Genomic DNA, 18,482 nt, shown 5'->3' with positions numbered 1-18,482 from the left:
GTGAATGTAAGTGAAGTTGACAGATGAATGAACAAATTACTCACCATTTACTGCCGGCCAATCATGAATTAAAAATAAAACAACAAGCATGGTTACTGTAAAAATGGAATTGGATGGGCTGAACAATGGCGCGCTCAGTTTATATGAAGATGATAAGAAACTGGGCGAAATGGTGGTAGGCATTGTACCGGCTGAAAAAGGCTATCTGTTTTTCATACAGAAGGTTCTCCTGAAAAAAGTGGCAAAGAATATGCAGGGCAGTTATTAACGGAACTGGTACGTTATGCGCGGGAAAACGGTTTTAAGATAGTGCCGCTTTGCCCTTATGTGCATATACAGTTTAAAAGGCATCCTGAAAAATATGCAGATGTTTGGCAGCGCTGCTGAATGGCCATTAAAAGGTTGAGACCGGGAGATGCTATGAAAATATATGGTTGAAATGCTGCCGGCAGTAATGCTGTTTATTTTACAAAAAATTAAAATTGCCAATCGCAAATAAAGTTATTTTAGTATTCTTTTTTATAACCTGAAAAATAAATTTTATGGAAGACAATGTAACCAATCCTGAAAAAGGCGCTTTTGAAAAAATAAGCGAAACGGCTGAAAATTTAAAGGAAAAAGCCGGTGAAACCTGGGATAAAGTGGAAGATAAGGCCGAAGATTTATTGGGCGAAGTAAAGGCTAAAACGGAAGAGTTGATTAACAAAGCCAAATCATCTGAATTTGCGCAGGGAGCTAAAGAAAAGCTGGATAATCTTGCCGAAGGCACCAAATCATTATGGGGCAAAATAACAGATAAATTTGATGGGGATGATGAAGAAAAAACAGAAACACCAGCATAGCCGCCAAATGCTTCTGTATAATCGCTGAAAAAATTTTTCTGTTAAAAAAAGGGCTTAAATAAAATGCTGTTTAAGCCCTTTGTAATTTGTTGAGCGGTGATGAATTAACCAAAAAACTAACAGAAATATATTCTTACAATTAATCAATTCCTGATCATTCCGGCTTTGTTTTCCACTACCACCACTTCCTTTACATTTCCTGTTCTTTTCAAAGAACCCCAGCTTTGGCTTTCACCTTTCAATGCCTTTTTAATAGACCTGAATAAAATCACATACATTAACTGGCGATATACCAGCCGCTGCGGTATAAGCCATATAAGCTTTGATATTTTTTCTCTCTCAAAACTGAATGCGATAACGCTCACCAAAATGTCAACTGCAAAAAATACGAGGTAATAAAAACCTATTTTATGCATGCTTTCCGGGTCGTTGCGGTTCCATATTAAACTTATAACCAGCATAATATCTGCCAGTGGCGCAATAACGGGCAATATTATCTGGAATAAAAGAATATTGGGCAGCGAAAACATGCCAAGGCTTTTATAGGCTGGATTAAAACAGGCATCTTTATTTTTCCAGAAAGCCTGCATAATGCCATAGCTCCAGCGAAAACGCTGTTTCATAAATTGTTTTAAAGTTTCAGGCGCTTCCGTAACGGCAACAGCTTCCGTGCAGTTTAATATACGGTAACCCCGGCGTAAAATGCGGATGGTGAGGTCGCAGTCTTCGGCAAGCGTGTCTGTTGTGAATCCCCCTGCATCTTCAATGGCCTGTTTTCTGAAAGCGCCTATGGCGCCGGGAACCACCGTGATTCCATTAATCAGGTCAAGCGCTCTTCTGTCAGAGTTCTGGGCAGTCGTATATTCAATACTTTGCCAGCGTGTAAGCATAGTGCTTTCATTGCCCACTTTTACATTGCCGGCCACAGCGCCCGTTACCTGCCCGTTCGGCAAAGGCGTGAGCATCTTCTTCATCAATTGTGTTAGGGCGTCATGTTTAAGCTGCGTATCGGCATCAATGCAAATAACAAAATCATTACTGCTCCGGCTTATGCCATAATTAAGCGCAGAAGCTTTACCGCCATTTGGCTTGGAAAGCAGTTTTGCTTTTTCATTTTGTTGAAAGGCTTCCACTACTTTTTGATAAGTATTGTCTTTGGAGCCGTCGTCAACAAAAATGATATCGAAAGAAGGATAATCCTGCCTCAGTAAATTGTTTACTGTTTTAACTGCATTTACTTCTTCATTATAGGCAGGTATAATTATACTTACCGGGGGTGTATCTTCCAAAATTAACCCTGACAATGGCGATAAGGCTTTATTCTTTGCATTTTGTATAACAGCCATAATGGCCATAATACATATACGGGCTAATCCCAAAAATATGGCCACCCAAAAAGCGGCGGCTATAAAATTAATGGCCCAATAGCCGAACAAAGCAATCTTGGCATCAACATTTACCAGGTTGTTATCAGCAGCAGGCATAACAACATCTTTTGTGGTATGTAACAATTGCGGAATGCTTATAAACTGAACATTATGGCTTTTGAAATAATGAATAATACGAGGCAATGCGGCTACGGTTGCTTCCCTGTTCCCGCCGGCATCGTGCAGGAGAATAATTCCTTTTGAAGGATCGGCTTCGTACTGTTGTACAACCCTGTTATAAATTTCGTCTGCGGTTACGCCCGGCACCCAATCGTTGGGGTCAATGCTTTCCTCAATAGTATAATAATTCTTCTCCTTGCTCAGTGCAATAGGCCTTAACTCGGCTTCGGTTGATGGCTCGGAATCTGCATTGTACGGCGCACGAAAAAGCACGGTGCTTCTGCCGGTAGCGGCTTCAATCAGTAAACGGGTGGCTTCAATTTCATTTAATGCCCTTTCCGGGCTAACCGCTGCGATATTCGGATGAGTGAATGTATGGTTGCCTATTTCAAACCCATCATTATACATTGTTTTTAACAGCGGTAAATTGTCTTCGGCCTGTATGCCTACTACAAAAAATGCCGCCGGCACATTTTCTTTTTTTAGTATATCTAAAATCCTTGGTGTGTAGGCTGGGTCGGGGCCATCATCAAACGTTAGCAATACCTGGTTTTTTACGTTGCCATATTTTTTAATTACATAGGTTGTTGGAAGTTCAAGATAATACTGTTCTGCAATGGTATTCGCAGCGGTATCTAATTCAAGGTGTATTTTGCCCGGGGCAGGCGCTGCAATAACATTTAATACTTCACCATCGCCTATATAATCGGGAGAGCCAACAGGCGTGTTCACATGTTCCAGCAAAGCATAATTAAATGGCTTTTGTGCAAGGCTGCGGTTATCAAGGCTCCTGTTATAAAAAGTCCAGAGGCGTTCATCTTCGCTGCCCATTCTCCACAAAGCGGTTCCTGCGGCGCCATATTCATCTGCAAAGCGCAGGGTATTGAAATTGGTGGCGGCATCTGTAAAATAAACACTATGTTTTACGCTGTCGGCATCGGTGTACGTAAAATAATTGTTGTAATTATCATTATCAAAATGAATAACGGCATTGTATTGTTTTGCGGTTGCAAGCGCCTGCTGAAAGGTGATGGTTTTGCCTTCACTTCCTGCAGGCCAGTCGTAACCATAACCGGCAATGCTTAAGATGATTTTTTGTGAAGGCACATTCTTCGCAGTTATATCAAGCATTTTTTCAATCCATTGCTGGCTGCTTACCGGGCCCGGCACGCTGGTAGTATAATGCTCATCGTATGCCATCAGGAAAAGATAATCGTTCGCTGCAGCCAGTTCCTTCACATTATAATCGGTATTATCCGGCATAATATCCTGTGTTACCAAAAAACCGCGGCTGTGCAGCGCATTGTATAATTTTTTCTGAAAAGCAATCAATGGCTCATCAGAATTTTCCTTCATCTCTTCAAAATCTATGTTGATGCCCTGTAAATGGTATTGCTGTAAATATTTTAAGATGTCTGCAATAAGCCGGTCTTGTTTTTCTTCATCGTGAAGAATACGGTGTAATATGTTACCGTCAAAGTCGCCGTCTTCTGTTTTAATATTGATATTATTGATAAGCGGGATAATGGTTATGTGGTTTTTCTGCATCAGTTGTAAAGCGACCGTATCAATTTGCGGCTGTAACGTATCTGTATGCGGGTCAATAAAAAACCATTCCGGCACAACGGTGTTCAGCCGGCTTATATTTTTTTGCAGCGAATAAAAAGCCTGCGGATCCCAGTCCACATAAAAAGCTGCACGTATTTGCCGGGTATTTGGTTTTGTAATATGATTGATAAGCGAATCATTCTTTCGTTTGGCATCCAGAAACTGGGCAAAGCCTTTATATTTTTTCAGGTCGCGGCGCGATAATTCAATTGGCGTAACCGGATGCTTCAGGCGCGCTATGCTGTCTGTGGCTTCAGAAAGGATCGGCAGGGTAGGCGCCAGGCCTTTTGCCAGGGTTATGATCACAACAGGTATTGTTAACAGTATAGCCGCTATTAAAAAACGGCTTGTCCATTTAAAACTTCTCCATCGCCATTTATTTTCGGTTTGGAAGATCTGCTTCGGGCTACTCATACTATTTCTTTTAAAAAAGCCATTCATTGACTGCTGCTTTATCCATTTGTTTACCCGCCTGTTTTCAGGAAGCGGTTGTTTTTTGTGAAAGAACTCCTAAAATGCAGGTGCTTTTATTTTATTTATGGAGATATGTTAAATAGCTATAACTATTTTGCCGTCTCAAAAAATTTATCACTTAAAAATTATTTACTTATGAAATTGCTTGCATCAGCCTTGCTTGGCTGCATGATTAGCCTGGCTGCCTGTAACAGTGGCAGCTCCACATCTTCAAATACTGATTCTGCCGCTGCCGGAGATACAACCACATCTGCCGGCAGTACCGATGGCTTTAAGCTTGGCGTACAAATGTGGACGTTCCGGCTGTTTACATTTACCGAAGCGCTTGACAAGGTGGACAGCGCCGGTATAAAATATATTGAAGCTTTTTGGGGGCAAAAGCTTGGCGGCGATATGAAAGGGGAATTTGGCGCAGGCATGGATGCTGATACAAAAGCAAAGCTTAAAAAGCATTTGCAGGATAAAGGCATCCAGATTGTTGCCATGGGCGTAATTGTGCCAGATGGCAAAGCGGAATGGATAAAAGCCTTTGACCTGGCAAAAGAATTTGGCCTGAGCTATATTACCTCCGAACCAATAAAAACCCAATGGGATCTGGTGGACAGCCTTGCCGGCGCTTATGGAATTAAAGTAGCTATTCACGATCATCCGAACAATGCTAAAGAACATCACATGCATCCCTATGGCGCGCCTGATTCCGTGCTTGAAGCAGCACAAGGCCATCCTAATATTGGCGCATGTGCAGATATTGGCCACTGGGCCCGCAATGGAATTGATCCTGTTGAGGCATTGAAAAAATTGGAAGGCCACGTTTTCGGCGTGCATTTGAAAGATATTGTAAAATTCGGTGATGACCGGGCTGCAGATACCGTAGTATCAAAGGGCGCAATTGATCTCCCGGCTGTTTTTGCTGAATTAAAAAGGCAGAATTTTAATGGCATGTTATCAATTGAGCATGAATCAAACTGGGAGCATAGCCTGCCCGATGTAATATTTACAAAACAATATTTTGATGAGCAGGTAGCTAAATTGAAGTAGGCCGATTGGTTGTTTACGTTTTGCAAAGTTTCCGGGCTGGCCTGCATACCTGCATGATGTTTGCACTATTTCCCTAACAAAATAAACAACTATGGAAAAACGTGCTAAACTTGAGGCAATTGATAAAATGCTCCGCGAACTGGATGACATTAAAAATTCGCAAACATCTTTGTTAAAAAAGATTGCGCAATTAGAGGCGGAAAATATTAATGCAGGCGTAAACCTGCTTGATAAAGCACTGCCCGACGTACATGGCCATGCAGATGATACGCTGGAAACCGTTTCAAAACTGATAGACGATTTGCAGGTGCATCGCGGTGATTTTGCAAAAAAATATAACCTTGAACAGCCCGAAGAAACAACAATTTAAGGTTTGATAAAAGCTACCTAAAAGCCTGCCTCAGCGCAGGCTTTTAGTTTTATAACGATAAAATGTTATTTCGGTTAACAACTTGTTTTTTATTGTAATAATTCACGCTTACTTTTGCCATATCAAAGCGCCCTTCATTCATGAATGTATTTATCTATTTACTTGATACCGCAGTTACAGGCAATTCAGCAGATTATGCGCCCATTGGCATACAATTAATCTTTGCCGCAGGCTTTGTTGCCACCATGATGATAGCAACGCACCTGCTGGGGCCCAAAAGAAAAACGGCGGAGAAACTGGAGAACTTTACAAGCGGTATAGAAAGCCATGGAAATGCACGCCAGCCCTTAGCCATCAAGTATTTCCTGGTGGCTATTTTGTTTGTTTTGTTTGATGTGGAAGTGATTTTCTTTTATCCTTATGCGGTAAATTTCAAATCGCTCGGCTGGCATGGTTTTATTGAAGTGCTGTTATTCGTAGGGTTTTTTCTAACAGGCTTTATATATATAATTAAGAAAGGCGCTTTAAGGTGGGAAGATTAAGCCCCTGGCCCCTGAAGGGGGATTTAGGGATTTTGATAAATTGATTTTAAAAATTATTCCTTCCTTTTGGGGAGGTTGGGAGGATTTATGGCAAGACCGGTAAGATTTAATATACATCCTAAGCAAACATCCATTTACGATAACATAGCGTTGTCAGATATGCCGGAAGGCTCCATGGGAGAGGGGTATTTTGCAACAAACCTTGAAAAAGTTATTGGCCTGGCAAGAAAAAATTCTATCTGGCCTTTGCCTTTTGCCACAAGTTGCTGCGGTATTGAATTTATGGCGACCATGGCATCAACATACGACCTTGCACGCTTCGGTTCAGAACGTTTGGGCTTTACGCCGCGCCAGTGTGATCTGTTGATGGTAATGGGCACCATAGCAAAAAAAATGGGCCCTGTATTAAAACAGGTTTATCTTCAAATGGCAGAGCCGCGCTGGGTGTTGGCAATGGGCGCCTGCGCTGCATCGGGCGGTGTTTTCGATACCTATTCTGTATTGCAGGGTATTGACCAGATCATTCCTGTTGACGTGTATATTCCCGGTTGCCCGCCGAGGCCGGAAGCAGTGATTGACGGTGTTTTGAAAATCCAGGAACTGGTGCACAACGAAAGTTTACGCAGGAGAAATAGCGAGCACTATAAAGGTTTGCTTAATAGTTACGGTATACAATAAGCCCTCACCCCCTAAAGGGGGGTAAGGCTAAAAATTAAAAATAAGAGTTGAATTTATTAACCGCATTAAGTCCCTTTAGGGATTTAGGGCAAAACTCCCTTCAGGGCCGGGGCATTATGGGTTTAACTTACGATAGAATCAAAGAAAAGCTTACTGAAAAATTTGGCGATCAGGTTAGCAATTTTGAAGAACCTTATGGCATGCTTTGCTTCGAGGTTCCAAAAGATATGAACCTGAAAGTAATGCAGTTTTTGTACGATGATGATGAATTAAGGTTCAGGTTTCTTACTACGTTAAACGCCATTCATTACCCGGATAATAAAGGCCGCGAGCTGGCCATTGTTTACCATTTGCACAACATGGTTGATAATGTGCGGTTGCGCTTTAAAATATATGTTGATATAAATAAGCCCGATGTATTTACGGTAACAAGATTATTTGAAGCAGCCAACTGGCTGGAACGCGAAACGTATGATTTTTATGGCGTAAATTTCATAGGCCACCCCAACCTTGTGCGCATATTGAATGTGGATGAAATGGATTATTTTCCCATGCGCAAAGAATATCCTCTGGAAGACCAGACAAGAAAAGACAAAGACGATGAAATGTTTGGCCGCGGCGGAACATTAGGTTTCGGAACAGTGAAAACTGAAGAAGATACAACCGTTGCGGAAGATGAAAAAGATGCTACCGGCGATAAAATAATTTAATGGAATTTTATTCAAAATATAAATGGTTTTTTCGGGTAATTGCAATGGCGTTTTTTTTATACGAGTTCGTTATAGTTGGTATATATAGGTTCTGTGTTGTTTGATTTCGTTTGTGATTTTTAGTGTCGACAGGCGCTATGAAATGCAACAAGAAAGAATAAAATCCTCAAAAAGAAAAAAGAAGTTCAATCAAGTTCAAACTGGCGAATTATAAAATGCAAGACGTAGTTTCTATAAAAGATAATCATATCGTTCTGCCGGATGGTTCCATAGAAAAGCAAACCACCACGCTTAACCTTGGGCCAACACACCCGGCAACACATGGTGTGTTCCAGAATATTTTGGAAATGGATGGCGAGCGTATCGTTTCTGCCAAACAAACCATCGGTTATATTCATCGTGCATTTGAAAAAATTGCAGAACGCCGGCCACTTTACCAGATTACGCCGCTTACCGACCGCATGAATTATTGCAGCAGCCCTATCAATAATATTGGCTGGCATACCACCTGCGAAAAGCTGTTGAAGATACAAACGCCCAAGCGTGTGGATTATCTCCGTGTCATCATAATGGAACTGGCAAGGATTGCAGATCATCTTATCTGTAATTCAGTAGTGGGTGTAGATGCCGGCGCTTTTACCGGCTTTTTATATGTAATGCAATACCGTGAACTGATTTATGAAATCTATGAATCTGTTTGCGGCTCCCGTTTAACTACCAACATCGGCCGCATTGGCGGTTTTGAAAGAAACTTTACCAATGTAACCTGGGAAAAACTGGAAAGATTTTTAAAGGAATATCCAAAAGCGTTAAAAGAGCTTGATGACCTGTTGGTTCGTAACCGCATATTCATGGAACGTACTATCGGCGCCGGGCCTATCAGCGCAGAGCGTGCATTGAATTATGGTTTTACCGGGCCTAATTTACGGGCCGCCGGTGTTGATTATGATGTGCGTGTACATTCACCTTATTGCAGCTACCAGGATTTTGAATTTAAGGTTCCTGTTGGCAGCACCGGTGATTGTTATGACCGTTTTTTGGTACGCGACCAGGAGATGTGGCAGTCTTTAAAGATCATAGAACAGGCTTATCAGAAAATACAGGAATTTAAAGGCGAAGAAGCCGAAGTATATCACGCAGATGTTCCCGAATATTATCTTCCTGAAAAAAAGGATGTATATACAAAAATGGAAGCGCTGATATGGCATTTCAAAATCATTATGGGTGAAATTGATATGCCGGTTGGCGAAGTATATCATTGTGTGGAAGGCGGCAACGGCGAGCTTGGTTTTTATTTGATAAGCGATGGCGGCAGAACACCCTACCGTTTGCATTTTCGCAGGCCCTGTTTTATTTATTACCAGGCGTATGAAGAACTGGTGAAAGGGGCCATGCTGAGCGATGCAGTTATAACCATGAGCAGCCTGAATTTAATAGCAGGCGAAATGGATAGTTAATGGAAAAAGAAAGAAAGATAAAACCTGTCGTAAGGAAGTTTTCTTCTTTTAATGAAGCGGAAGAAGCAGAGGATGAATATTGGGCAAAAATTACCATGGAGGAACGGTTAAATGCATTAATTGAGTTAAGAAAAATATTTATCAATAATTCTGACGTTGATACAAGGATAGAAAAAATTGTAACCAAGCGCAGTATATATGAAGAAGCTGATTAACCTGGAAAAAGATTTTCTTGATTTCATCAGCCTGTGCAATCATTACAATGTAAAGTATCTTGTTATTGGAGGATATGCTGTGGGAGCTCATGGTTATCCAAGGCTAACAAAAGATTTAGACATTAGTATTCAAATTAGTGAAGGCAATGCAGAAAAGATTATACAGGTGATAAATGATTTTGGGTTAGGTTCATTGAAATTGACAAAAGAAGATTTTATGAAAGTAAATTTCATAACACAACTGGGGTATGAGCCGGTACGAATTGATATTTTAAATGATTTAGCCGCTGTATCCTTTGATGATGCATGGAAAAACAGAAAGGTGATTAACATGGTTAACATACCAGTTAATTTTATCGGATTGGATGAGTTGCTGATAGTAAAAGAAAAAGCAGGGAGAAAGCAGGATATTGCAGATGTTGACAAATTAAAAAAAAGAAATAAGAAAAATAAATGATCCGGTTTTCAGAAGAGAAATTAAAAAAAGTAAATGAGCTGGTAAGCCATTATCCTGAAGGCAAACAAAAAAGTGCCTTGTTGCCTTTATTGCATATAGCGCAGGAAGAATTTGGCAACTGGCTTGATGTGCCTGTGATGGATTATGTGGCTGAACTTTTACATATTGAACCGATTGAAGTATATGAAGTGGCAACATTCTACAGCATGTACAATTTAAAGCCTGTTGGCAGGTATATGTTTGAGGTATGTCAGACCGGACCCTGCATGTTAAGAGGCAGCGATGATATTATTGCATATATTGAGGAAAAACTTGGCATTAAGCCCGGCGAAACAACGCCTGATGGCATATTTACTTTAAAAACCGTTGAATGTTTGGGCGCCTGCGGTTATGCGCCCATGATGCAGTTAGGCAAACATTACCGCGAACATTTAACCAAGGAAAAAGTTGACCGGTTAATAGAAGAATGCAGAACCAAAGCAAATAATCTTAATTGATGAAAAAACCCTGCTTTATATTATCAGCAAGCTTATTGGCAGCCTGTGGTTCCGGTTCAGACCAGGTTGCTGCAGGCGGCAGCGCTTTTAAAACTGAAGTGCCAAAAGAGTTAATGACAAATGCAGAAGAATATACAGGCTCATTACCTTGTGCAGATTGTGAAGGCATTGATGTTTCGCTTCAGCTAAATAAAAATGGCAACAGTTATATAATGACTTCTGTATATAGAGGCAGCAGGGTTGACAGCAGTAATAATACTTTTAAAGACACAGGAACCTGGAATATACACGGCGCTGATACATTGTATTTAACAAGTGAAGGCAATTCGGTAAAATATATAAAATCAGATACTGCCCTTATACAGTTAGATGGCAGCGGCAACAGGATAACCGGGCCGCTGGCTGATAAATTTATTCTTCATAAAAAATAGACTATGGGCATTACATACGCAACGCTTAAAGTTAAAGAGTCAAGAAAATCGCCCTTGGAGAAAAAGGTTGATTTTATGATTGACAGTGGCGCTGTGTATAGTCTTGCGCCTGGTGAAATTTTAGATGCATTAGGCATCGAGCCTTATAAAACAGTAGAGTTTGCTTTAGCTGATGGCACAAAAATTTCCCGCAGGGTTGGGGATGCTTACTTTGAATATAATAACGAAGATGGCTCTGCACCTGTTATTTACGGGGAAAAGGGGGATACTGTTTTGCTTGGCGCAACAACGCTCGAAGCTTTGGGCCTGGTTCTTAATCCGTTTTCAAGAACATTGCATCCTATGCAGATGTTTCTGGCAGGAATAAATAGTGAATGTTAACCTAAAAAATAAATGATTAAACTATATGTTTAAAACAATTCCATTGCTTAAAACTGCAAAACCTCTTGAATATTACAAATTATTTGTGGAGTTTGAGGACGGGGTAAGTGGTGTTATTGACTTAAGCCGTTGGAAAGAAAAAAAGGCATTCTCATTTTGGAATGAAGAAGCAAATTTTAAATCATTTAAAATAACAAACGATAAAAAGATTGAGTGGAATGATAAAATGGATATGGATCCCGATGCTTTCTATTTAAAATTGATTGGAAAAGCATTTGAAGAATATGCCGGTAATCAGCAGCTTTTATGGAATCATCATTAGAATGTACTTCGGTGACCATGTGCCACCGCATTTTCATGCAAGCTATGCTGAGCTTCTGCACAGATTTCAATAGTAAATCTGGGAATAATTCAGGGCTATCTTCCGCCAAAGGCGTTTTCTCTGGTTGTTGAATGGGCAAGTATCCATCAACAGGAACTAATAAAGAACTGGGAAAACTTAAGTGAAAATGGCACTGGAACTTTTAAAAAAATTGAACCGCTTAAATAAATAAAAATTGCAGAAACTTTTATTAGAAAAAGATCATGTTGAAGGCATCCGGTATTATGAAACCTACCGGAGGGAAGGTGGTTACAGGAGCGTGGAAAAAGCGCTTAAAATGTCGCCCGCCGATATTGTTGAAGAAGTAAAAAAAAGCGGCCTGCGTGGCCGTGGCGGTGCAGGTTTCCCAACCGGCATGAAATGGAGCTTTATTGCAAAACCGGAAGGCGTACCACGTCATTTGGTTTGCAATGCAGATGAAAGCGAACCGGGCACTTTTAAAGACAGGTATTTGATGGAGTTTATTCCGCATTTGCTGATCGAAGGATTGATCGTCTCGTCTTATGCATTAGGCTCAAACACAACTTATATATACATCCGCGGCGAATATGCATGGATTGTTGATATTCTTGAGCAAGCCATTGCCGAAGCAAAGCGTAATGGCTGGCTGGGTAAGAATATTTTAGGCAGCGGCTTCGATTGTGAGATATATGTACAGCGGGGCGCCGGCGCTTATATCTGCGGTGAAGAAACGGCATTAATAGAAAGCCTTGAAGGAAAGCGGGGCAACCCGAGAATTAAGCCGCCATTTCCGGCCGTAAAAGGCGTTTGGGAAAGGCCAACGGTTGTAAATAATGTTGAAACATTGGCGGCTATAGTTCCTATCATAAATATGGGCGGCGAGGAATATGCAAAGATTGGGGTGGGCCGTTCAACCGGCACAAAATTAATTTCAGCGTGCGGCAACATTAATAAGCCGGGTGTATATGAAATTGATATGACCGTATCCGTTGAGGAATTTATTTTCAGCGATGAATACTGCGGCGGTATTCCCAATGGCAAAAGACTGAAAGCCTGCATACCGGGCGGCTCATCTGTTCCAATTCTGCCAACCAATTTATTATTGAAAACTGCCAAAGGCGAAACCCGTTATATGAACTATGAAAGCCTGTCAGACGGTGGTTTTGCAACCGGCTCTATGATGGGCAGCGGTGGTTTTATTGTGTTTGATGAAGACCAGTGCGTGGTGCGCCATACTTATACACTGGCAAGGTTTTACCGCCATGAAAGTTGCGGGCAATGTTCCCCCTGCCGCGAAGGCACGGGCTGGATGGAAAAGATATTGAAGAATATAGAATACGGCAATGGCAAGATGAGTGATATTGATTTATTGTGGGATATTCAGAGCAGGATAGAAGGCAATACGATTTGCCCGTTGGGCGATGCCGCCGCATGGCCGGTTGCTGCCGCTATCAGGCATTTCAGGGATGAGTTTGAATGGCATGTGCTGAACCCTGATGAATGCCAGCAACATAATTACGGACTTGCACATTATGCAGATGAGTTAGCGGTAACAGCATAATACGTTTCACGCAACGAAGCAAAGAGAGCAGAGATTGCCACGTTGATGTTGTTTGCGATAAAAAAAACGTAGCGTTCGTTGTTTTCGTAGCTAACGTTGCGTGAGGGTGAAAATGGAAAAAAGAGAAAATGAACTGGCTAAGCTAACGCTGGATGTTTGTTTCAGAATACATCGGTTGTATGGGCCGGGGCTATTTGAAAGTGTATATGAAGAAATATTTTGCTATGAATTTGAAAAGGAAAAAATTCCTTTTATGCGGCAAAAAGCTATTCCTTTGATTCATGAAACAATTAAATTAGAAGCAGGTTTCAGAGCGGATGTGATTATTGAAAATAAATTATTAATTGAATTTAAGAGCATTGAACAATTAGCAGAGATTCATTATAAACAGGTTCAAACTTATTTAAAGCTTACAAGCATAAAGCTGGGATTATTAATAAACTTTAATACGGTTTACCTGAAAGATGGAATTCACAGAATAGCAAATGGATTATAAATTATCGTTGCGTTCGTAGCTTATCGTTGTATCGTTGCGTGAAAATAATATGAGTGATCAACTTTTTAAAGTAACAATTGACAACATTACCATTGAAGTGGATCCGGGCACAACTATCCTGAATGCTGCCCGCAAAATTGGTGGTGATGTAGCGCCGCCGGCTATGTGCTACTATTCAAAGTTGCAGAACAGTGGCGGCAAATGCAGAACCTGTTTGGTGGAAGTAAGCAAAGGTTCGGAGAAAGACCCGCGCCCAATGCCAAAGCTCGTTGCCAGTTGCAGAACAACCGTGATGGATGGCATGGAAGTAAAAAACATTACTTCACAGCGTGTAATTGATGCGAGGGCTGGCGTGGTGGAAATGTTACTAATCAATCACCCGCTGGATTGCCCTGTATGCGACCAGGCCGGTGAATGTGATTTGCAGAACCTGAGCTTCGATCATGGCAAAGAAAAAACCCGTTACGAATTCAAGCGCAGAACGTTTGAGAAACATACTTTAGGCAATCATATCCAGTTGCACATGACGCGCTGCATTCTTTGCTACCGTTGTGTGTTTACGGCAGACCAGCTTACCAATAAAAGAGAACATGGCGTGCTGGACCGCGGCGATCATGCGCAGATTTCAACTTACATCGAACAAAACCTGGACAATGATTTCATCGGCAATGTGATTGATGTTTGCCCGGTTGGCGCTTTAACGGACAGGACCTTCCGTTTTAAAAACCGCGTATGGTTTACCAAGCCTGTTGATGCGCACCGTAACTGTTCCAAATGTTGTGGTGAAGTAAGGTTATGGATGCGTGGCGATGAAGTATTTCGTGTTACGGCACGTAAAGATCAATGGGGTGAAGTGGCAACTGCTTCTGATGGTAAAACTGGCTGGATTTGTGATGAATGCCGTTTCGAAAAAAAGAAAACAAGCGATTGGGTGATTGAAGGTGCAACTAAAGTGAACCGCCAGTCTGTTATTGCCCAGAATAAATATGTTGGTTTGGAAAAACCGCCTGAATTTTTACGGGAAGTTATGGATGGCGCAAAGCCCAGGTATATGCTGGATATTCATACGGTAAGTGAAGTGAACGAACCTGAGATACATTTAGATGCAATTCCGGGGCCCGCACACAGCGAAGATTTTGCAATGGCTGATAAAGAGCATAAGGAAGATGTGAAAAAACTGGAAGAAAAAAGCAGGTAATGATCCTTACAAAAGAGCAGATACAAAATGTTATATCAGATTTTTTTGCAGATAAACCTGTAAACAAAGTTTGGTTGTTTGGCTCCTACGCCCGTGGCGATGCAGATGAAAAAAGTGATGTGGATGTGTTGATTGATATTGATAAAAATGCGAAGGTTGCCTGGGAATATTACGGATGGTTCAATGATTTGTCGCAACTGTTCAATAAGAAAGTTGATATTGTTAGCCATGGCTGGGAAAACAAGCATATCAAGCCATACATTGATAAAGATAAAATAGTGATTTATGAAAAGTAATCTTGGTGATAAAGCAAGATTGCTTCATATAAAAGATTCAATTGATGAAATACAAAATGCAATTGGCAATAAAAGTTTTGATGAATTTGTAAATAATCATGTACTTAGAATTGCAATTGTTAAATGGCTTGAAATAATTGGAGAAGCATCAAATAATATTTCCGGAGAAACTATATCTAAAGCACAAAATATAGAATGGAAAAATATTATTGGTATGCGCAATTTTGTGGTTCATGAATATTTTGGGATCAACTACGATATTATCTGGAAAACTGTACATTCTGAACTTGGAGATCTTAAAAAAACTGTTGAAATAGTAATAAAAGATTTTGAATGATTCATTTACTTACCATAGACTGGCTTCTTTTACTGGAAAAGCTTATTCTCATTGTAATTGTTGTAATGGCTTCTTTGGTAATAGCCATGTACGAAACCTACGCCGAAAGGAAAATTGCAGCCTTCATGCAGGACAGGATTGGCCCTAACCGCGCCGGCCCGTTTGGATTATTGCAGCCATTGGCAGATGGCGGTAAACTGTTTTTTAAAGAAGAAATCATTCCCAGCCATTCCAATAAACTTTTATTTATCCTTGGCCCTTCGCTGGCCATGCTTACAGCTATGATCACCTCTGCTGTTATACCCTGGAGCGGCGATATAAATTTGTTTGGCAGGACCGTATCATTACAAATAGCCGATATAAACATTGGTATCCTGTATGTTTTTGCCGTGGTTAGCCTGGGTGTGTATGGAATAATGATTGGCGGCTGGTCATCCAACAACAAATTTTCTTTGCTGGCTGCTTTGCGTGGCGCCAGCCAGGTAATAAGCTATGAACTGGCAATGGGGCTTTCTTTAATCGCCGTGCTAATGATGACCGGCACATTAAGCCTTAAAGCCATTGTGGAACAGCAGATGGCGTCGCACTGGAATGTGCTGTACCAGCCTTTGGCTTTCATTATTTTCTTTACCTGTGCATTGGCTGAATGCAACAGAACGCCTTTTGATTTGCCCGAAGCAGAAAGTGAACTGAACATGGGCTATCACCAGGAATATTCTTCTATGAAGCTCGGGTTTTATCTCTTTGCCGAATATGTAAATATGTTTATCAGCAGCGCGATTGTAGCTACCATATTTTTTGGAGGGTATGATATACCATTTTTTGATGAAGCGGCGCATACCGGTTGGGGCAACTGGCTGGCGCTTGCAGGGTTGATTTGCTTCATGCTGAAGATTGGCTTTTTTATATTCCTGTTTATGTGGATCAGGTGGACAGTGCCAAGGTTTCGCTACGACCAGTTGATGGACCTTGGCTGGAAAAAATTAATTCCATTGGCATTGGCAAATATGCTTATAACCGGAGCTGTTATTTTATGGTTGCACAAGTAAAAAAAGTGAATATTTTTTTAGATAAATCGCTGCCAAAAAGAACACAGGTTCTGTTGCAAATCCTGCGCGTCGTGCTGATTATATTGATTTTTGGCGGGTTCTTTTTAGCATCACTATACCCGGCAATGCAGGATATAGTGGTATATATAAGTATTGGATTGCTGGTAATTTTTCCTGTGGTTAAAATGATAGCTGAACGAAGAAAAAGAAAGTTAATAGCGCAGCATGAGAAAGCTGAATAGCATATCAGCTGCACAAGGGAGTGATCCGCCGCGGCGGAATGCCGTGAAATGCTGAAGCTGGTAAACAAAAAATAAATTCAAAAATTAAAAAGGTTTTATTGATAAAGGTTGTGTTTTGGGTTTTGAATTTTTACTTTTGAACTTTTAGAAATGACAACATTAACTGATAGAGCAAAACCGGTAAACCGTAAGCCAATGACTTTCCTGGAAAGTATTTACTTATGGAATATTTTTCTCGGGATGATTATTACGATAAAACATTTTTTCAGGAAAAAAGCAACAGTTCAATACCCTGAACAAACACGCCCTTACAGCCCTGTATTTCGTGGTGTGCAAATATTAAACCGTGATGAGGAGGGAAGGGAAAGGTGCACCGCCTGCGGTTTGTGTGCATTGGCCTGCCCCGCAGAAGCCATTACAATGGAAGCGGCAGAACGCATGCCCGGCGAAGATCATTTATACCGTGAAGAGAAATATGCCGCCAAATATGAGATAAATATGCTGCGTTGCATTTTTTGCGGTTTTTGCGAAGAAGCCTGTCCTAAAGATGCGATCTATTTATCAGAAACACATGCGCCGCCGGCATATAACCGTAAAAATTTTATTTATAATAAAAAAGATTTATTGATTCCTGATCCCATAACACAGCCTGAGGAATATGCACAGGCAAAAGGTTTAAGGGAAATCAGCAAAAAGAATAAATAAGCTAATGACTGCTACAGAAATATTATTCTGGATTTTAAGTGCGCTTGCTTTGTTCAGTGCATTAATGGTATTGATAAGCAGGAACCCTGTGCACAGCGTGCTTTGGCTTATTGTGGTTTTCTTTTCCATAAGCGGGCATTATATCCTGCTGAATGCGCAGTTTCTCGCTATTGTGAATTTAATTGTATATGCCGGCGCTATAATGGTGCTATTCTTATTCGTGATTATGCTCATGAACCTGAATGCCGGCACAGAACCTCAGAAAAATTCATTGGTAAAACTGGCAGGTGTGGTTGCAGGCTGCCTTTTATTAACGGTGTTTGTATCCGCCGTGCGGTCTGCCCAGGAAATAAAGGCCAGCCAGGTTTTAATGAACACAGGCGATATAGGCCTTATTCAAAACCTGGGAAAGGTTTTGTTTACAGACTATGCAGTGCCTTTTGAACTAAGCAGTATTTTGTTTTTAAGCGCCATGATAGGCGCCGTGGTTATAGGGAAGAAAGAGTAAAGCCCCCATCCCCTAAAGGGGAGCAAGGGAAAATTCACTAATTAAAAAGGTCCCTTTAGGGATTTAGGGCATGCCGATTCAATATTATATAATTTTAGCAGCAGCGCTTTTTTGTATTGGCGTAACCGGCGTATTGATCCGGCGGAATGCCATTATTATTTTTATGTGCATTGAATTAATGCTTAACTCGGTAAATCTTTTGCTGGTAGCATTTTCAAAAATGCATTTTGCATTAAGCAGTGTTCATACTAAAACCAAAGGCGCGCCTGTGGCTGTTACTACAGGCACAGACGCACAGTTATTCGTATTTTTTATAATGGTAGTTGCCGCGGCAGAAGTGAGCGTTGGACTGGCGATTATAGTAATGATGTACAGGAATGTGCATTCAACCGATGTGAATTTTTTAAACAGGCTGAAGAATTAGAAACCCCAGCCTTAAAAGGGGGTGGGCAGGTTGTTGAATTGAAAACAAACTTTAAATTTATTAGAATATTAAACTC

The 18,482-nt window shown here is 40.9% G+C and carries 27 protein-coding genes and 1 pseudogene; 27 read left to right on the top strand and 1 reads right to left on the bottom strand.

Annotated elements, in window-relative coordinates; translation table 11 throughout:
- Positions 1 to 88: 88 nt before the first annotated feature.
- The 3 genes and pseudogenes from QM629_RS14235 (at position 89) to QM629_RS14225 (ending at position 842) form a co-directional block, all read left to right on the top strand.
- On the top strand, positions 89 to 268 hold the full coding sequence (locus QM629_RS14235) for a hypothetical protein (protein ID WP_415160551.1): 180 nt from the start codon (positions 89 to 91) through the stop codon (positions 266 to 268).
- Positions 262 to 387, top strand: a pseudogene (locus QM629_RS14230) (GNAT family N-acetyltransferase); the annotation flags it as partial. The gene QM629_RS14235 and the pseudogene QM629_RS14230, both read left to right, overlap by 7 nt.
- Before the next feature lie 155 nt (positions 388 to 542).
- Positions 543 to 842 (top strand): hypothetical protein, encoded by a 300-nt coding sequence (locus tag QM629_RS14225; RefSeq protein ID WP_415160550.1) that lies wholly within the window; start codon positions 543 to 545, stop codon positions 840 to 842.
- Between the two features lie 143 nt (positions 843 to 985).
- Here QM629_RS14225 and QM629_RS14220 read toward each other — a convergent pair whose 3' ends face one another.
- On the bottom strand, positions 986 to 4,411 hold the full coding sequence (locus QM629_RS14220; RefSeq protein WP_415160549.1) for a polysaccharide deacetylase family protein: 3,426 nt from the start codon (positions 4,409 to 4,411) through the stop codon (positions 986 to 988).
- A 195-nt stretch (positions 4,412 to 4,606) separates the two neighbouring features.
- On the opposite strand from QM629_RS14220, the gene QM629_RS14215 reads away from it, so the two are divergent.
- The 24 genes from QM629_RS14215 to nuoK all read left to right on the top strand — a co-directional run bounded on the left by QM629_RS14215 (position 4,607) and on the right by nuoK (position 18,406).
- Positions 4,607 to 5,509, top strand: a complete 903-nt coding sequence (locus tag QM629_RS14215; RefSeq protein WP_415160548.1) for a sugar phosphate isomerase/epimerase family protein — start codon at positions 4,607 to 4,609, stop codon at positions 5,507 to 5,509.
- A gap of 91 nt (positions 5,510 to 5,600) precedes the next feature.
- Positions 5,601 to 5,879 carry a hypothetical protein gene (locus tag QM629_RS14210; RefSeq protein ID WP_415160547.1) on the top strand — a complete coding sequence of 93 codons (279 nt, stop codon included), beginning with the start codon at positions 5,601 to 5,603 and terminating at the stop codon, positions 5,877 to 5,879.
- 140 nt (positions 5,880 to 6,019) lie between these two features.
- Positions 6,020 to 6,421, top strand: coding sequence for an NADH-quinone oxidoreductase subunit A (locus QM629_RS14205; protein ID WP_415160546.1), 402 nt, complete (start codon positions 6,020 to 6,022; stop codon positions 6,419 to 6,421).
- 87 nt (positions 6,422 to 6,508) lie between these two features.
- The gene (locus QM629_RS14200; protein WP_415160545.1) at positions 6,509 to 7,099 is read left to right on the top strand and encodes an NADH-quinone oxidoreductase subunit B; all 591 of its coding nucleotides are present in this window, start codon (positions 6,509 to 6,511) and stop codon (positions 7,097 to 7,099) included.
- Positions 7,100 to 7,146: 47 nt separating this feature from the next.
- Positions 7,147 to 7,809: an NADH-quinone oxidoreductase subunit C gene (locus tag QM629_RS14195; RefSeq protein WP_415160544.1), complete on the top strand. Its 663-nt coding sequence runs from the start codon at positions 7,147 to 7,149 to the stop codon at positions 7,807 to 7,809.
- Positions 7,810 to 8,024: 215 nt separating this feature from the next.
- Positions 8,025 to 9,266 (top strand): NADH-quinone oxidoreductase subunit D, encoded by a 1,242-nt coding sequence (locus QM629_RS14190; RefSeq protein ID WP_415160543.1) that lies wholly within the window; start codon positions 8,025 to 8,027, stop codon positions 9,264 to 9,266.
- Positions 9,266 to 9,481 (top strand): hypothetical protein, encoded by a 216-nt coding sequence (locus QM629_RS14185; RefSeq protein WP_415160542.1) that lies wholly within the window; start codon positions 9,266 to 9,268, stop codon positions 9,479 to 9,481. The genes QM629_RS14190 and QM629_RS14185 overlap by 1 nt, the downstream gene beginning before the upstream one ends.
- Positions 9,465 to 9,938, top strand: coding sequence for a nucleotidyltransferase (locus QM629_RS14180; protein ID WP_415160541.1), 474 nt, complete (start codon positions 9,465 to 9,467; stop codon positions 9,936 to 9,938). Before QM629_RS14185 ends, QM629_RS14180 begins: the two co-directional genes overlap by 17 nt.
- Positions 9,935 to 10,435: an NADH-quinone oxidoreductase subunit NuoE gene (gene nuoE, locus QM629_RS14175; RefSeq protein ID WP_415160540.1), complete on the top strand. Its 501-nt coding sequence runs from the start codon at positions 9,935 to 9,937 to the stop codon at positions 10,433 to 10,435. Before QM629_RS14180 ends, nuoE begins: the two co-directional genes overlap by 4 nt.
- Positions 10,435 to 10,866, top strand: a complete 432-nt coding sequence (locus QM629_RS14170) for a copper resistance protein NlpE (RefSeq protein ID WP_415160539.1) — start codon at positions 10,435 to 10,437, stop codon at positions 10,864 to 10,866. Before nuoE ends, QM629_RS14170 begins: the two co-directional genes overlap by 1 nt.
- A 3-nt stretch (positions 10,867 to 10,869) precedes the next feature.
- On the top strand, positions 10,870 to 11,247 hold the full coding sequence (locus tag QM629_RS14165) for a hypothetical protein (RefSeq protein ID WP_415160538.1): 378 nt from the start codon (positions 10,870 to 10,872) through the stop codon (positions 11,245 to 11,247).
- A gap of 25 nt (positions 11,248 to 11,272) precedes the next feature.
- Positions 11,273 to 11,569 (top strand): DUF2442 domain-containing protein, encoded by a 297-nt coding sequence (locus tag QM629_RS14160; RefSeq protein ID WP_415160537.1) that lies wholly within the window; start codon positions 11,273 to 11,275, stop codon positions 11,567 to 11,569.
- Positions 11,532 to 11,642, top strand: a complete 111-nt coding sequence (locus QM629_RS14155; RefSeq protein ID WP_415160536.1) for a DUF4160 domain-containing protein — start codon at positions 11,532 to 11,534, stop codon at positions 11,640 to 11,642. The genes QM629_RS14160 and QM629_RS14155 overlap by 38 nt, the downstream gene beginning before the upstream one ends.
- Complete coding sequence (locus QM629_RS14150; RefSeq protein WP_415160573.1) at positions 11,633 to 11,797, top strand: DUF4160 domain-containing protein; 165 nt, start codon at positions 11,633 to 11,635, stop codon at positions 11,795 to 11,797. The genes QM629_RS14155 and QM629_RS14150 overlap by 10 nt, the downstream gene beginning before the upstream one ends.
- Positions 11,798 to 11,804: 7 nt before the next feature.
- On the top strand, positions 11,805 to 13,151 hold the full coding sequence (gene nuoF, locus QM629_RS14145; RefSeq protein ID WP_415160535.1) for an NADH-quinone oxidoreductase subunit NuoF: 1,347 nt from the start codon (positions 11,805 to 11,807) through the stop codon (positions 13,149 to 13,151).
- Between the two features lie 112 nt (positions 13,152 to 13,263).
- Positions 13,264 to 13,647, top strand: a complete 384-nt coding sequence (locus tag QM629_RS14140; protein ID WP_415160534.1) for a GxxExxY protein — start codon at positions 13,264 to 13,266, stop codon at positions 13,645 to 13,647.
- A gap of 49 nt (positions 13,648 to 13,696) precedes the next feature.
- Positions 13,697 to 14,845, top strand: a complete 1,149-nt coding sequence (locus QM629_RS14135) for a 2Fe-2S iron-sulfur cluster-binding protein (RefSeq protein WP_415160533.1) — start codon at positions 13,697 to 13,699, stop codon at positions 14,843 to 14,845.
- Entirely contained in the window at positions 14,845 to 15,141 is a 297-nt protein-coding gene (locus QM629_RS14130) for a nucleotidyltransferase family protein (protein WP_415160532.1), read from the top strand. The genes QM629_RS14135 and QM629_RS14130 overlap by 1 nt, the downstream gene beginning before the upstream one ends.
- Positions 15,131 to 15,478 carry a DUF86 domain-containing protein gene (locus QM629_RS14125; RefSeq protein WP_415160531.1) on the top strand — a complete coding sequence of 116 codons (348 nt, stop codon included), beginning with the start codon at positions 15,131 to 15,133 and terminating at the stop codon, positions 15,476 to 15,478. Before QM629_RS14130 ends, QM629_RS14125 begins: the two co-directional genes overlap by 11 nt.
- Entirely contained in the window at positions 15,478 to 16,527 is a 1,050-nt protein-coding gene (gene nuoH, locus QM629_RS14120) for an NADH-quinone oxidoreductase subunit NuoH (RefSeq protein WP_415160572.1), read from the top strand. Before QM629_RS14125 ends, nuoH begins: the two co-directional genes overlap by 1 nt.
- Positions 16,512 to 16,769: a hypothetical protein gene (locus QM629_RS14115; RefSeq protein ID WP_415160530.1), complete on the top strand. Its 258-nt coding sequence runs from the start codon at positions 16,512 to 16,514 to the stop codon at positions 16,767 to 16,769. Before nuoH ends, QM629_RS14115 begins: the two co-directional genes overlap by 16 nt.
- Before the next feature lie 150 nt (positions 16,770 to 16,919).
- Positions 16,920 to 17,474 carry an NADH-quinone oxidoreductase subunit NuoI gene (gene nuoI, locus QM629_RS14110; protein ID WP_415160529.1) on the top strand — a complete coding sequence of 185 codons (555 nt, stop codon included), beginning with the start codon at positions 16,920 to 16,922 and terminating at the stop codon, positions 17,472 to 17,474.
- 4 nt (positions 17,475 to 17,478) lie between these two features.
- Positions 17,479 to 17,982 carry an NADH-quinone oxidoreductase subunit J gene (locus QM629_RS14105; RefSeq protein ID WP_415160528.1) on the top strand — a complete coding sequence of 168 codons (504 nt, stop codon included), beginning with the start codon at positions 17,479 to 17,481 and terminating at the stop codon, positions 17,980 to 17,982.
- 70 nt (positions 17,983 to 18,052) lie between these two features.
- Complete coding sequence (gene nuoK / locus QM629_RS14100) at positions 18,053 to 18,406, top strand: NADH-quinone oxidoreductase subunit NuoK (RefSeq protein WP_415160527.1); 354 nt, start codon at positions 18,053 to 18,055, stop codon at positions 18,404 to 18,406.
- Positions 18,407 to 18,482: the final 76 nt, after the last annotated feature.

The sequence above is a fragment of the Parafilimonas sp. genome, assembly GCF_047606085.1.
GTDB lineage: Bacteria > Bacteroidota > Bacteroidia > Chitinophagales > Chitinophagaceae > Parafilimonas.
This window is presented reverse-complemented; position numbering and strand designations above follow the sequence as displayed.